Source organism: Microbispora sp. NPDC046933 (assembly GCF_040644635.1).
Taxonomy (GTDB): Bacteria; Actinomycetota; Actinomycetes; order Streptosporangiales; family Streptosporangiaceae; genus Microbispora.
Genome location: NZ_JBEYWW010000035.1, coordinates 1 through 14,899, shown reverse-complemented (window position 1 = coordinate 14,899; position 14,899 = coordinate 1). Strand labels below are relative to the sequence as shown.

Here is a 14,899-nt window from a genome sequence, read left to right as displayed (position 1 = left end):
CTCACTGCGCGCGGCGCAGCTTCCGCAGGAACGCCACGAGTCCGGACCTCGGGCGTCGGTCGCCGCCGTCCTCCGCGCCGTCCTCCGTACCGTCCTTCAGGGGCGACGGCTCGCCACCGGATTCGGGCCGGGGCGTGGGGGTGAAGCTCGTGCCGAGCTCGTAGTGCACGGGCAGGGAACGCAGCGCGCGTACGAAGGGGGAGGGACGCCAGGGAAGCCGGTCGGCCGCAAGCGCCGGCTTCAGCGTCGCGAACCGGTCGAGCAGGCGGCGCACCGCGATCGTGGACATCTGGATGGCCAGCCGCTGGCTCGGGCACCGGTGCGGGCCCGCGCCCCACGCCAGGTGGGCGCGGGTGCTGCGGACGGTGTCGCGGGTGAGCGCGGCGGCGAAGCGCGGGTCGGTGTGCGCGCCCGCGATGGACAGCATCACCGGGTCGCCGGCCGCGATCGTGAAGCGGCCGAGCTTCACGTCCGTCCTGGCGTAGCGGAAGGTCAGGTTGGCCAGCGCCGGGTTGGCCAGGGCGACGCGGTTGACCGCCTCCTCGATCGCGCCGACCGACACGGTCTCCCTGAGCCGTCGGCTGGTGATCACTTCGAGGATGACGTTGCAGATCAGGCTGCCGGTGAAGTCGAGGAAGCCGGACAGCATCATCAACTCGCGGGCGAGTTCCTCGTCGGTGAGGTCCGGTTTCGCCTCGATCATGTACGACGGCAGGTCGCCGCCGCGCCGCTGCCGTTTGATCGTCGCCAGTTCCAGGAGGGTGGCGTACAACCGCTGGTACGCCCCGGCGGAGTCGGGGCCGTCCAGCAGCCGCCACTGGTCCTCCACCATCTCCTCGCCCCGCTCGATGGTGACGCCGAGCAGGTGGTTGGCGACGAGCAACGGGAACGGCCGCCCGTACTGGGCGGCGAGGTCGGCTTGCCCGGTGGGCCCGCTTTCCGTCATCACGCCGACGAGGTCGTCGCAGTAGCGCACCATGGCGCGTTCCAGCCGCTGCGCCTGCTCGCTTCCGGGATCCTGGAACGGCCGGAGCCCCGCGATCCAGGCGCCGCGCAGATCCCGGTGCCTCTCCCCGTCGTGGAAACCCGAGTTGTCGGCCCGCAGGAGGGCGAGCAGCGGCCAGTCGGCGGGAACGCGCCCTTCCGCGTACGCCCGCCAGTGGTCCACGCGCTTGCTCCAGATGCCGCGCGCGTTCTGCATGACGTGCAGCACCTCGTCGTAGCCGAGCACGAACCAGACCGGCACGCCGAGGAGGTCGACCGGGGCCACCGGGCCATACCTGGCGCGCAGACGCTCGTGGACGAGCGCGGGATCGGCTTCGTAGTCCCCGGTGAGCAGGGATTCCAGTGGCAACGAGATGAGCTGTTCCACGGCCGACGCGGACCATCTGTCGGAAATCAAGGGCGTGCGCCTGCCTTTCCTGCCGCATGTCGGGTATGGGCGGCGATCTTAGAGCGTCCGCCCGCGAATGTCAGCGTCCCGGCTCCACGCGTGCCGCCGGATGGGCGCGGAGCTGCGATGTAGTGTGGCGGCATGACGCTGGAACTCGACGGCAGGATCGTGAAGATCACGAATCCGGACCGCGTGGTCTTCCCGCGGACCGGGCACACGAAGCTCGACCTGATCTCCTACTACCGCCTGGTCGCCGAGGGGGCGGTGCGCGGCGTGGCCGACCGGCCGGTGATACTCAAGCGCTTCGTGCACGGCGTCGACCGGGAGGCGTTCTTCCAGAAGCGCGCGCCCGCCAAGCGCCCGGAATGGGTGGAGGTCGTCGAGCTGAGCTACCCCTCCGGCCGCACGGCGGAGGAGGTGGTGATCCGCGACCTCGCCTGCCTGCTGTGGACCGTGAACCTGGGCTGCGTCGACCTCAACCCCCATCCCGTACGGGCCCATGACCTCGACCATCCGGACGAGCTGCGGATCGACCTCGACCCCGTGCCCGGCGTCGGATGGGAGCAGATCGTCCGGGTCGCCCTGGTCGCCAGGGACGTGCTGGAGGAGCACGGCCTGACCGCCTGGCCCAAGACGTCGGGCTCGCGCGGCTTCCACGTCTACGCCCGCATCGAGCCGCGCTGGACCTTCCGCGAGGTACGGCGGGCCGCCGAGGCCGTGGCCAGGGAGGTCGAGCGCCGGGAGCCGGACGTCGCGACCAGCCGGTGGTGGAAGGAGGAGCGGCAGGGCGTCTTCGTGGACTACAACCAGAACGCCCGCGACCACACCGTCGCCTCCGCCTACTCGGTACGGCCGACCGGCCTGGTCTCGGCCCCGCTGGGCTGGGACGAGGTGCCCGGGTGCCGGCCGGAGGACTTCACGCTCGCGTCGATGCCCGACCGGTACGCCGAGGTGGGCGACCCGTGGGCCGGGATGGACGGGCGGGCGGGCTCCCTGGAGGCACTGCTGGAGCTGGCCGAGGCGCAGGGTCCCCGGCCGGAAAAGCCGACGGCGGCGCCCAGGCAGGGGCGGCGGCAGTCCGTCATGCCGCTGGTCGAGATCGCCAGGGCCGCCACGCGGGACGAGGCGATGGCCGGGTTCGAGCGGTGGCGGGCCCGCCACCCCGAGGTGGCCCGCCTCCTGCGGCCGGCCGACGTCCTGGTCGACTCGATGCGCGGGCGCAGCTCGACCTGGACCAGGATCAGGGTCAACCTCCGGCACGTCCCGGAGCCCGACCGGCCCGGCCAGGAGCCGCTGGAGGTCGACTACGATCCCTGGGTCTAGAGATCAGCCCGGGCCGTAGACCTCCCACAGCTCCCCGAGGAAGAACCGGCAGAAGCGGGCCACGGCCGCCGCGCCGTCCGGCCCGGCCGTACGGAAGGTCGTGAGCATCCGCACGAGGTCGGACGGCAGGATGCGCAGCGTCCCCGCGGCGACCACGGCGGCGTCCTCGTCCCCGTCCTCCTCGACGTGCCCCTCCAGCAGGCGGGCGTGCAGGGTGGAGGTGTCCAGCCACAGGCGGGTCGGCGCGCCCGGCTGGATCTCCTTGTGCCCGGCCAGCGTGCGGGGGCGGCCGTCGGCGTCCCAGAAGCGCAGGCGGTAGCACATGCGCCGCTGCCCGGCCGCCTCTCCGGGGACGAACAGGTTGAACGAACCCCCGGCGATCGGCCGCCTGCCCCCGCACAGGTCGGCCTCGATCCAGCCCTCCGCCCTGGCCTCGTGCCCGGGCTCGGCGAGGAAACGGTCGACGTCGTCGATCGTGATCGTGAGGCGGAAGGCGAACGGGAACCCTCCGGCCCCGTCCCCGGCGTCCGGGCGGCCGGGGACGGACCCGCCGCGCATGGACCCGCGGCGCACGGATCCGCCGGGCATCAGGAGCCCTCGCATCTCCTCCACGAACCACAGCGAGGTCCGGTCCTCGAACACGCTCGGCACGTCCGCGGGCCCGGCCGCGAAGGGACGGCCGCCGGAGACGGCGGCCGTCGGCTCGGAACCGGCCCGCGTTTCCGGCGTGCCCACCGTCTCCAGGGTCTCCGGTGCCGCGGCCTGTACCGCGCCGGCGTGCGCGGTGCCGGTCTGCGCTGTGCCGGTCTGCGCTGTGCCGGTCTGCGCTGTGCCGGTCTGCGCTGTGCCGGTCTGCGCTGTGCCGGCGTGCGCCGTGCCGGCCTGTACCGCACCCGTCTGTGCCGTCGGCCGCGCCGCCGTCCCCACCGGTACGGCCTCCGCCCCCACCTCGATCGACGGCGCGGCGGACGACTCCGCGGCTTCGACCTCCATGGCCTCGACCTCCATGGCCTTGGTTTCCACGGCGTTGATTTCAACGGCGTTGATTTCCACGGCCTTCATTTCCACCGGGGACGCGGCGACGGACGCGCGGGTCTCCAGGATCCGGGTGCTCATGCGGTCGGCGAGCGCGGCGATCGTCAGCGACGGGTTGGCGCCGACCGGCCCCGGCAGGGCCGCGCCGTCCGCGACGTACAGCCCGGGGAAGCCGAAGACCTCCCCGTACGCGTCGCAGACCCCCTCGCCAGGATGGCGGCCCATCGGCGCGCCGCCCAGCGGATGCACGGTCATGACCCGCCTGCGCCACCACGGCGGGCTGTCGGCGTACTCCGCGCCGAGCACGTCGCCGATCCTGCGCATGATCGCACGCAGCCGCTCGTAGTAGTCGTCGCTGGTCTCGGCCGTCCAGTCCACGTCGAGGCGGCCGTCGCGCAGGCGCAGCCTCCCGTCCGGGACGTCGCGGCCCATGCCGAGCAGCGGCAGCGAGGTGCCCGACAGCTCACCCCGGCCGATCAGGTCGGCGAACTCCGCCGACAGGTTGGTGTCGTGGGTGAGGATGTTGCGCAGCCGCCGCAGCAGGAACCGGGCGATCCGGCCCGGCCCCAGGTCCGCGCCCTCGACCAGGTAGTCGACGAACTCGGGATAGCCGCCGTCCTCGATGTAGGCGCCGCGCCCGTCCGCGCCGTCGTCGAGCCGGATCGCGCTGGTGATGACCGGTCCGCGGCTCGCCCGGATGGGCCGGGTCCTGCTCCGGTCGGTGGCCCGCAGCAGGAACGCCAGCATGTCCCCGTTGCCGCAGAAGCGGGTGCCGAGCGTCCCGCTGAGGCCGGGGAAGGCCGCCCGGCTCTTCAGCAGCAGGTATGACGTGCCGTACGTGCCGGCGGCCAGGACGAGCCGGTCGCAGCTGATCGTGTGCGGCCCGGTCCACCGGGGCAGCCCGTCGTCGTCCTCGCCCGCCTCTCCGGGGCGCGGCATGTGCTCGACGTACTCCACGTCGTAGCCGCCGCCCACGCGCGGCCTGACGCGCCGCACCTCGTGCAGCGTGCGCAGGTCCGCGCCGTGGTGCCGGGCGGCCGACAGGTAGGTGTGGTCGAGGCTGTTCTTCGCACCGTCGTTGCAGCCGAGGTCGCACTCGCCGCACAACCGGCACGTACGGCGCGGCACGCCGTGCAGGTTGCCGTACGCGGGGGCGGCGAGCGGCGTGCCCTGGCAGGGCTCCGCGCCGGGCGACGGCGCGAAGCTGACGGCCAGCGGCGGAAGCCGCCAGTCGAGCCCCAGCTCGGCCGCCGCGTCCCGCATGGCGAGCGTCTTCAGCGTGTCGTCGAAGCCGGGATGGCTCAGCGGGTAGGGCGAGACGCCGATCATGCGCTCGACCGCGTCGTAGTGCGGATCGAGGTCGGCCCTGGTCACCGGCCACGACTCGTAGCCGCCGTCGGGCAGCGCCTGCTCGTGGACGAACCAGTCCTCGTCCTTGCGCAGCATGACGTTGGCGTAGATGAGCGAGCCGCCGCCGAGGCCGCTGGCGACCACCGAGTCGCAGTCGGAGAAGCTCCAGATGTCGAACATCCCGTACAGGCCCTCGTCCGGGTCCCAGAAGGCGCGGCCGAGCTGGGCCGGGCCGCGCGGGAAGTCCCCCGGCGCGTACGCCCTGCCCCGCTCCAGGACGACCACCGACAGCCCCGCCTCGGCGAGGCGGTAGGCGGCGACCGCGCCCCCGAAGCCCGAACCGACCACGACCGCGTCGACGTGTTCCATGAATGATCTTTCGGTGTCGCCTCAGCGACCGCTGTGTCGCTTCAGGAAGTCGAGGATGTGCGGGAAGACGTCCCGGTGCGCGTTCGCCCCGATCAGGGGGTCGATGTGCCCGTACCCGGGAAGGGTCCGCAGCTCGTGCCGCCCCGGCGCCGCCTTCGACAGGACGCGGTGGCAGACGATGTTGGAGTCGGTGAAGACGTCGTTGTGGTCGCCCGTCAGGAACAGGATCGGCGTGTCGACGTCGGCCGCGTTGACCAGGTAGTCGTCCGGCAGCGCGGCATACCTCGGGTCGCCGGTGTCGTACTTCACCGCCCGCCCGGCGGCCACCATCTTCCGCACGTGCCGGTAGTAGTGCAGGTCGCTCGCGCCGTTGAGGTCGGCGAGCCGCTCGTGGAGGTGCGTGCTCGGCGCCAGGTTGCGGTGGCGGTACATCGCGGGCCTGCCGCTGCCCCACATGAAGCTCTGCATGTGGCAGGCCGCCTCCCGGCACTCCGGATGGAAGAAGGAGACGGCGCGGGCCAGCAGCCACCGCCGCGTCAGCGGTGGCGCGTCCCTGAACCGCGGGTCCAGGTACGACAGGCCCGTGCCGTACTCCAGCAGCGCGGGGCCGAGGGTGAGCTTGAGGCGGGCCCAGGGGTGCACCCGGGGCGTCAGCGCGACGCTGTTGGCGACCAGGCTGGCGATCCCGCTCACGGCCCCGGAGAACAGGCTCATGTGGAAGGTCACCGACCCCAGGCAGTGGGCCACCACGTGGATCCGCCGCGCCCCCACGTGGCGGCGGATCTCGCGCAGTGCTGCCGGGTGGTCGTACTGGGCGATGTCGTCCAGCGTGTGCCTGCGGGTCTCCATCGTGTACGGAAACCTGTTGCTCATCCGGAAGTCCAGCGTCCACACGTCGCCGAACCCGCTGTCGTGCAGGAACCGGACCAGGTTCGTCTGCTCCGGCATGATGAACATGTCGCTCGACGAGGTCAGGCCGTGCACGAGCAGCACGACGTCGTCCGGCGCCCCCTGCGCCGGCGTGTCGTCGCGGCGGAACCGGGTGAGCTGTAACCCCAGCTCGTCCTCCGTGGCGAACGGATGAACCGTGACCTCGGCGTCCCGCACGCCGTCGAGCGTGAACCGGGGTATGCGGTGTTCCATCCGATCGCCTTTCTGCCGGGCTTTACGATCCCAGGACCACCCGTGCCGGGGGCATCGTGGAAAACCCGTACTTACCGGCGCTCACCGCGTGAGGGCGGTCGCCACGCCGACCCGGGAGGTGACCTCCAGCTTGGCGAAGATCCGCGACAGGTGCGTCTCCACCGTACGGACGCTGAGGAAGAGCCGCTCGGCGACCTGCTGGTTCGTCAGCCCCTCGGCGACCAGCAACGCCACCTCCAGTTCGCGGGGCGATAGCCCGAACCGGGCCGCCTCCCCGCCCGTGGCCGTGCTCGCGCCCCCGCCCACCCGTACGCCGAGGCGGCGCAGCTCACGTTCGGTGCGCGCCTTGAGCGCGCGGGCGCCGCAGGAGTCGAAGATCTCGGCCGCGGCGCGCAGGTGCTCCCGGGCGCGGCTCCGGCCGTCAGGCGTCCCGAGATGCGCGAGACCGGCGGTGAGCAGGGCACGGCCCGCGTCGAGCCGCCGCTCGCCCGCGGCCAGCAGGCGGGCCGCCTCCTCCGCGGCCTCGGCCGCCCCGCGCGGGTCCCTGCGGCACAGCGCGTGCGCGCGGGCGAGCGCGGCGAAGCCGCAGTAGGCCGGCAGGCGCGGTTCCTCCAGCCGCACGGCGAGCGCCGCCCACTGCGCCGCCCGCGCGGCCGCCTCCGTGTCGGTCTCCATGTCGGCTGCCGTACCTGCCGCTGTGCCTGCCGCTGTGCCTGCCGCCGTGTCGCTCGCCTGGGCGGCGTCCGCGTAGGCGAGGGTCTCGCACGCCTGGAGCAGCGTCCCCGGGTCCACACGCGGCGACTCGAACCGGTTGCACGCGTCCAGCACCGCCTCGACGCCGTCGGCGTACCGGCCCGCGTTGACCAGGGCCTGTCCCCGCGCGTAGCGGGCCGTGGCCTCCCAGGTCTCGCCCGCGCCGACGCCGCACCGCACGGCCTCCTCGCCGGCGCGGACGGCCGCCTCGTCGTCGCCGCTCCACGACTCGGCCAGGCAGAGCTGGGTGAGCGCGAAGACGAGCTGCTGGCCGGAGTCGAGCAGCCGGGCGCCCTCGACGGACTCCTCCGCGGTGGCCCTGGCCTCCGCCAGGCGGCCCGTCGCGACCAGCGTCTTGGCCCGGCCCGCGAGCAGGTTGGTCAGGATGTAGGTCTGCCCGGTCGAGCGGGCGACGGCCGCCGCCCGGTCGAAGTGCCGCAGCGCCTCGCCGTACCGGCCCAGGTAGGACTCGGCCCAGCACAGCCACGCGATGGCGTCCAGCCACTCGGACAGGTGCTCGTCCGGCGCGTCGGCGAGCAGCTTGCCGGCGATCTCCGCGTAGCGCAGCGCGTCGTCCGTACGGCGGGCGGCCAGGGCGGGCATCGGGCGCAGCGCCGCCACCGCGACCGCGAGCCCCGGCTCCCAGTCGTCGGCGTTGTCGGGCATCAGGTCGAGCACGGCCTGGGCGGCCCGGAAGTCCACCCGCATCATGCTCTCGGCGACCAGGCGCATCCGCATCGGCACGGCGGCGGCCGCCCGCGGGTTGGGCATGCGGCTCAGCTCGTCGAGCAGCAGCGCCCTCGCCTCCTGGGGGCGGTCGAGCTGGCGCTCCATCAGCGCGCAGACGCGGGCCGCCCGGCCCCGGCGGGGGTAGTCGTCCTCCGGCAGCATGCGCAGCAGCTCGCGGGCGGTGTCGCGCCCCTCGGCCAGCCTGCCGCTGATCCCCTGGGCCCAGCTCAGCTCCATCATCAGGGAGAGACGGTCCTCGCGGGTGGCGGCGTCGTCCGGCATCAGCCGCAGCGCCGCCTGCAGCCAGTGCGCCGAGGTGGCAGGCGCGTGCGCGGTGACCGCGCGGGCCGCGGCCACCAGCACCTCCACGGCCCGCTGGTCGCCGAACGACCCGGAATGCTCGACGTGGTGGGCCTGTACGGTCGCCGGGGCGCCCAGCTTCGCCAGGTGGGCCGCGATCCTGGCGTGCGCGCCCAGGCGCCAGCCCGCGGCCGCCGACTCGTAGACCGCGCGGCGCACGAGGGGGTGACGGAAGCGGAACCGTCCGCCCGCGCTGCGGACGATGTCGCGCTCGACCAGCTCGTCCAGGGCGGCCAGCGTGGCCGCCGGCGGCACCTCGGCGGCCACGGCGGCGACGGCCGGCTCGAACTCGTCGGCGGCGACCGCGGCGGCCTGGGCCACCAGCAGCGCGCCGGGGGACAGGTCGCCCAACTCGACCCGGAGCGCGGCGAGCACGGTCGGCGGCAGCTCGGCCACGTCGGTGCCGCCCATCCGGGCCAGCGCCTCCAGGTAGAACGGGTTTCCGCCGCTGGCCTCGTACAGCGCCATGCCGCGTCCCCGGCTGACGTCGGGACCGAGGAACTGCCGGACCTCCGCCGCGCTGAGCGGCCCGACCACGACCTCGTGCCCGCGCGGGCCGGCCGTCGCCGCCAGCCTGGCAACGCGCGGGGCGGCCTGGGCCGGGCGGTAGGCCACGGCCATCAGCACCGGGCCGGCGGGCGGGTGGCGCACGACGTGGTCGAGGAACTCCATCGTGCCGTCGTCGGCCCAGTGGACGTCGTCGAGGACCAGCAGCAGGCCGGCGTCCCCGGCCAGCGCGCCCACCAGGTGCCGTACGGCCCGGTAGAGCCGATACCGGGCCAGGCCGCTGCGGTCGTCGGCCAGCGCGGGCTCGTCACCGGCCGGGGGTTCGTCGGCGGCGAGCCCGGGGAAGACGCCGGACAGCAGGGCGGCCTGCCCGGACCCCACGGTCCTGACGACCTCCTCCCTGCGTGCGTCGAGATGGTCGTCGAGCGCGTCCACCAGGGCGCTGTAGGGGAGCATCTGCTCGTACTCGGCGGCGCGTCCCCACAGCGAAGTGAAGCCGTCCCGGCCGGCCATCGCCGCCAGCTCGCCGAGCAGCCGCGTCTTGCCCGCGCCCGGCTCGCCGGCCAGCGCGAGGAACTGGAACCCGTCGCGGCGGCTCGCGGCCATCGCGCCCCGCAGCGCGGTCAGCGCGTCCTGCCGTCCGACGAGTGGCGCGGAAGTGCCCGTGACGACCGGACCGGCCGTGCGTCCGTCCATTCGCACCCCACACGCGAACGCGCGGGCCGCCCCCGCCGGCCGCGCCGACAACACCCAGTAAATGCACTTTACAGATCACGAGACCCCAGCAGGGGGCCGGTCCGGCATTGACACCCTATGGAAAGTATTCGAAAAGGAACTGGTCAGTTCGGGCGATTCCGGGATCAGGGGTGCATGGCACCGGGTACGGGACGCGTCGTTCACACATCGTCACCGCGGAGGTGCCAGGTGCTGGAACGGATCGCCGATCCCCGGGGGCGGCGCACGCCGTACGGACCTCCCGACGCGGTGGAACGGCTGGCCGCGGCCCTGCCGAGTCACATGCGCGACGCGCTCCCCCCGGTCATCCGCCTCGGCAGCCCCTGGCCGGTGCGTGTGGACGTGTTTCTGGAGGACGGCGTCGCCGAGCCGGACGTCGAGCGCTGGGTTCCCGCCGTCTCCGCCGCGGGTTCCGGCGGCGACGCCCTCGACCTGGCGGTGCGCGGCGGCCGGGTCGTGGGCGTGCGCGGCCGGGCCGGGGACCGCGTCAACCACGGCAGGCTCGACCCCCGGGAGTGGCACGCCTGGCAGCGGCGCGCGGCCCGGCTCACCCGCCCACTGGTACGCGAGAACGGGCGGCTGGTCGAGGCGACGTGGGACGTCGCGATGGACCGCGTCGTGGCGAGGTCACGGGAACTCCTGGCCCGTCCCGGCGGCTGGGGCCGCCTCGCCTTCCACACGGGCACGCGGCTGTTCCTGGAGGAGCACTACACCCTCGCCGTCATCGGCAAGGCGGGCATCGGCACCCCGCACATGGACGGCGACACGCGCTGGGGCGCGGCGGCGGCCGCGGCCGCGCTCGCGGCGAGCTTCGGCACCGACGGCCAGCCCGGCTCGTACACCGACGTGGACCACTGCGACGCGCTCGCGCTGTGGGGACACGACTGCGCCGCCACCCATCCCGTGCTGTGGGAGCGCATGCTCGACCGCCGGCTCGGTTCCAGGCCGCCCGCCATGATCGCGGTGGGCCCGGAGGAGACGGCGGCGGCCAGGGAGGCCGACGTCCACCTCGCCGTGCGTCCCGGCACCAACGTGGCCCTGCTCAACGGGCTGCTGCACGAGCTGATCGCGGGCGGCTGGCACGACGCGGCCTACGTCGCCGCGCACACCGTCGGGTTCGAACGGCTGTGGCGGGTCGTCGAGGCGTACCCCGCCAAGCGGGCGGCGGAGATCTGCGCGGTGCCGGTCGGGCAGATCGAGCAGGCCGCCGAGATCCTGGGCGCGGCAGAACGGCTGGTGTCGACCGTGGGCCCGGCCTTCCTGGGCTCCAACCAGGCGACCGCCGCCGCCTGCCAGGTCAACAACGTCCACCTGCTGCGCGGCATGCTCGGCCGTCCGGGGGCCGGGCTGTTCCAGCTCGGCGGGCCCGGGTGCGACGCGCTGGAGGCGGGCTCGGCCGGAGACCTGCCCGGGCTGCGCAACTGGGCCGACAGCGGGCACGTGCGCGAGCTGGCGGACCTGTGGAACGTCGACCCCGCCGTCATCCCGCACTGGGGGCCCGCCACGCACGCCACCCAGATCCTCAGGTACGCCGAGGAGGGCTCGCTGGGGCTGCTGTGGGTCACGGCCTCCGATCCGGCGACCACGGTGCCCGGCCTCGACCGGATCCTCGCCAGGGAGGAGCTGTTCGTCGTCGTCCAGGATCCGTACCTGACCGAGACCGCGCGGCTGGCCGACGTGGTGCTCCCGGCGGCGGCCTGGGGCGAGAAGGCCGGCACCGTCACCGGCGCCGACCGCACCGTGCACCTGTGCGAGAAGGCGGCCGAGCCGCCGGGGGAGGCCAGGGCGGACCTCGACATCCTGATCGACTACGCGCGGCGGATGGACCTGCGCGACCGGGACGGCCGGCCGCTCGTGCGCTGGACCGACGCGGAGTCGGCGTTCGAGGCGTGGAAGGCGTGCTCCAAGGGCCGTCCGTGCGACCACACCGGGATCACCTACGACCGGCTGCGCGCCGGCGGCGTCCAGTGGCCCTGCACGCCGTCCAGCTCGCAGGGGGCCGAGCGTCTGTACGCCGGGGGGCGCTTCGCCACCGGGCCTGGGCACTGCCAGACGTTCGGGGCCGACCTCGCCACAGGGGCCGAATACGGCGAGGAGCGGTACCGCGCCGAGGACCCCGGGGGACGGGCCTTCCTCCACGCCGCCGACTTCGAGCCGTCTCCCGAGGTCGCCGACGACGAACACCCCCTGGTCCTCACCACCCGCCCGGCGCAGCGGCGCTTTCCGGCCCGGCCGGCCCGTGCCGGCGACGCCGTGCCCGAGCCGTTCCCGGCCGAGCCCTGCCTGGAGGTCCACCCCGGCGACGCCGCGGCGCTCGGCGTCGAGAACGGCGACCTCGTGCGGGTCGAGTCGCCCCTCGGCGTGCTGGAGGCCGTCGCGCGCCTGTCGGGCGTACGCCCGGGAGCCGTGGTCCTGCTGCTCGACGGGCAGGGCGAGGCGGTGACGCGGGCGGCGGGGGAGCTGACGCTCACCGCGTGGGATCCGGTGTCCCGCCGGCCGCTGCGCACGGCCGCGGCGGTCCGGCTGGTGAAGGCCGGGCGGCGCGGGGACGCCGCCGCGGAGGAGGGCTTCTACTCGTCCGCCGCCACGCGCCTCGGCCGTGGGATGAGCGCGCGGCCCGAGGTGACGGCCGCGACCGGAGGAGGGGAGGCGCCGGAGCGGTACGAGGAGGTCTGACGTCCGCGATCGCCGGGAACGAGGTGGGTCGGCCTACCGGAAGGAAGCGACGAGACATGGTCCTTGCAGGCACACGCACCGCTTGGGGGGACGCCGCCCGCGGGTGGGGCGATCCGTGAGCGAGCATCTGGCGCGTTATCTGGAGACGCTGGCCCGCACGCAGCACGAGCTGTCGTCCGGGTTCGGCGCGCTCCGGCGCGGCCACCCCCGCGAGTCCGACCTGTGCGGCGTCTGCGAGCGCCTGGCGGCGCAGTGCCGCGACCACGCCGAGCGGCTGGGGCCCTTCCTGCGGCGGTACCGCTCCGGGGGCGCCCGCGATCGAGTCAAGCCGCCGGGCCTGGAGGTGCCGCGCCTGGAGACGTCCAGTTTCGACGGAGGGTTCGACGCCGGGGGGATCGACGCAGCGGGGTACGCTGCCGGTGGTTTCGACACCGGTGGTTTCGATGGCGGTGGTTTCGACGCCGCGAGTATCGACGGCGGGGGTTTCAACGCGGCGGGCCTGGAGACGGCGGACCTCCAGCGGGTGGTTCGCGGGGCCGTGGAACGGGATCGGGCGGGCGCCGAGGGCGCGGACGCCGGGGCCGCACGGCGCCCCCGCGTGACGCCGGGGCGGGGCGGCGGGGACGGCGGCGGCCTCGCGCTGCTGCGGGACCTGCACGGGCTGTATCTCCTCGCCACCGAGTGCGACCTGTCGTGGAGCGTGGTCGCGCAGGCCGCCCGCGGGCTCAGGGACGACGACCTGCTCGGCCTCGCCCGCCGCTGCGCCCCGGAGACGGCCATCCAGCTGCTCTGGCTGCGAACCCGGATGCGCCAGGCCGCGCCGCAGGTTCTCGTCGTCCCGTCCTGGTAGTTCCTCGTGGGTTCACAAAATGGCGACAAAGTCCGTCATTAAGAGGAAATCTAGACAAGCGTCGTATGATTTCCGGTGAAATGGATTGTGCCGGCGCGGGGATAATTGATAGAAGATTATCTCGGCGCCGGCGACCGGCAGGGATCGGCCGTGCCCATCCTGATACCGGTGCTCACGGCGGGGGCGTACCGGTGGTGACGGGAATGGCTCGCCGGAAAAGGCGAGCGCCGTGCCGCGATTTCTCGGTGGCGTCGGCCGCATTCGGCGGCCGGCGCCGCCGCGGATCGGCTGGAGATCCGCGCAGGCCCGAGCGCGTCCGTCCGCGGACGTCAGGCGGGTGGGCCGCGGGATCCGAGAACGCGGCCGCCCGAGTTCTCCTTCATATCGGCTTGCGAATGGCGGAACTGGGCGCTGCCCGAGTCGTACGAGTTTCCGCGTGGTGGACGCGGCGCGTGGGACGGAGAGCGGGCCGTCCTGGGCGATGATCCAGTCGAGCGATCGCAAGGCGACCGGCGCAATGACGATCCGGCGGGTGCCGCCCCCACGCCGGACGGGTGAGGAAACGACGAAACCCCGGCCGCGGCCGGGGTTTCGGTGGCTGGTGGACGATACTGGGATTGAACCAGTGACCTCTTCCGTGTCAGGGAAGCGCTCTCCCGCTGAGCTAATCGTCCGTGCCCGGATCTCGTCCGGGCTCCGAGCGGAAGACGGGATTCGAACCCGCGACCCTCACCTTGGCAAGGTGATGCTCTACCACTGAGCCACTTCCGCAGCCATCGCTCGGGGTTTTTCCCGGCGACGTGTGAACAACTCTAGCGGATCCCGGAGGGTGCCGGTGCCAACTGCCTCCAATCCCCAGGCGCCCACGCGGCACGTGACCGAAGCGGGGCGAGACGTTGACCTGCGGGGGAGGCCGCGCGCAGGATGAGGCGGCAACGGTACGCAGGAGGGGGTTACGCGATGGCGAAGGTGCTCATCATCACCGGCGACGCGGCCGAGGACCTGGAGGTGATGTACCCGTACCAGCGGCTTCTCGAGGAGGGCTACGAGGCGCACATCGCGGCGCCGTCCGCCAAGAAGCTGCAGTTCGTGGTGCACGACTTCGTCGAGGGCTTCGACACCTACACCGAGAAGCCGGGCCACACCTGGGCGGCCGACGTCGCTTTCTCCGACGTGAACCCGGACGAGTACGCCGCGCTGGTGATCCCCGGCGGTCGTGCCCCCGAGTACATCCGCGGCGACCGGGACGTCCAGGAGATCGTCCGCCACTTCGCGGACGCCGGCAAGCCGATCGCCGCGCTCTGCCACGGGCCGCTGGTGCTCGCCGCCGCCGGGGTGCTGAAGGGCCGCGAGAGCAGCGCGTACCCCGCCTGCGCGCTCGACGTCGAGAACGGCGGCGGCACGTGGGTCGACAGCGAGGCGCACGTCGACCAGAACCTCGTGACCGGGCGGGCCTGGCCCGACCACCCGGCGTGGATGCGGGAGTTCATGAAGGTGCTGCGCGCCGCCGCCCCGGCGACCTGATCGCCCGCGCCGCGCCTGCCGCCGGACCGCGCGGTGCTCGCCGTGTTCGCCGAGCCCGTGCGGGCCGCCGGCGCCCGGCCCGGCGCCGCCCGCGGGGGCGGGGTCCACTCCCGCCCCCCGGCGTGCAGCACCACCCGGCCGAGGGCGACAGG

At 73.8% G+C, this 14,899-nt stretch carries 8 protein-coding genes and 2 tRNA genes; 4 read left to right on the top strand and 6 right to left on the bottom strand.

Annotation, left to right across the window (positions count from 1 at the left end):
- Nucleotide 1: 1 nt before the first annotated feature.
- Nucleotides 2-1,372, bottom strand: coding sequence for a cytochrome P450 (locus ABZ857_RS34970; RefSeq protein WP_357052009.1), 1,371 nt, complete (start codon nucleotides 1,370-1,372; stop codon nucleotides 2-4).
- 162 nt (nucleotides 1,373-1,534) lie between these two features.
- Between ABZ857_RS34970 and ligD the strand changes: the two genes are divergently transcribed.
- A complete protein-coding gene (gene ligD / locus ABZ857_RS34965) occupies nucleotides 1,535-2,716 on the top strand; it encodes a non-homologous end-joining DNA ligase (RefSeq protein ID WP_357052007.1) in 1,182 nt (393 codons plus the stop codon).
- Between the two features lie 3 nt (nucleotides 2,717-2,719).
- Here the strand turns inward: ligD and ABZ857_RS34960 are convergent, their stop codons facing one another.
- The 3 genes from ABZ857_RS34960 to ABZ857_RS34950 form a co-directional block, all read right to left on the bottom strand.
- On the bottom strand, nucleotides 2,720-5,470 hold the full coding sequence (locus ABZ857_RS34960) for a GMC oxidoreductase (protein ID WP_357052004.1): 2,751 nt from the start codon (nucleotides 5,468-5,470) through the stop codon (nucleotides 2,720-2,722).
- A 21-nt stretch (nucleotides 5,471-5,491) separates the two neighbouring features.
- Nucleotides 5,492-6,613, bottom strand: coding sequence for an alpha/beta fold hydrolase (locus tag ABZ857_RS34955; RefSeq protein WP_357052001.1), 1,122 nt, complete (start codon nucleotides 6,611-6,613; stop codon nucleotides 5,492-5,494).
- An 81-nt stretch (nucleotides 6,614-6,694) separates the two neighbouring features.
- Nucleotides 6,695-9,658, bottom strand: coding sequence for an AAA family ATPase (locus ABZ857_RS34950; RefSeq protein WP_357051998.1), 2,964 nt, complete (start codon nucleotides 9,656-9,658; stop codon nucleotides 6,695-6,697).
- 228 nt (nucleotides 9,659-9,886) lie between these two features.
- Here ABZ857_RS34950 and ABZ857_RS34945 point away from each other — a divergent pair, with 228 nt between their 5' ends.
- Nucleotides 9,887-12,373, top strand: coding sequence for a molybdopterin-dependent oxidoreductase (locus tag ABZ857_RS34945; protein WP_357051995.1), 2,487 nt, complete (start codon nucleotides 9,887-9,889; stop codon nucleotides 12,371-12,373).
- A 115-nt stretch (nucleotides 12,374-12,488) separates the two neighbouring features.
- Complete coding sequence (locus ABZ857_RS34940; RefSeq protein ID WP_357051992.1) at nucleotides 12,489-13,223, top strand: hypothetical protein; 735 nt, start codon at nucleotides 12,489-12,491, stop codon at nucleotides 13,221-13,223.
- Nucleotides 13,224-13,822: 599 nt separating this feature from the next.
- Here the strand turns inward: ABZ857_RS34940 and ABZ857_RS34935 are convergent.
- Nucleotides 13,823-13,897: transfer RNA gene (locus tag ABZ857_RS34935), tRNA-Val, on the bottom strand.
- Nucleotides 13,898-13,922: 25 nt separating this feature from the next.
- Nucleotides 13,923-13,994, bottom strand: a tRNA-Gly gene (locus ABZ857_RS34930).
- Between the two features lie 189 nt (nucleotides 13,995-14,183).
- Between ABZ857_RS34930 and ABZ857_RS34925 the strand changes: the two genes are divergently transcribed.
- A complete protein-coding gene (locus tag ABZ857_RS34925; protein ID WP_357051990.1) occupies nucleotides 14,184-14,747 on the top strand; it encodes a DJ-1/PfpI family protein in 564 nt (187 codons plus the stop codon).
- The last annotated feature ends 152 nt before the right edge of the window (nucleotides 14,748-14,899 follow it).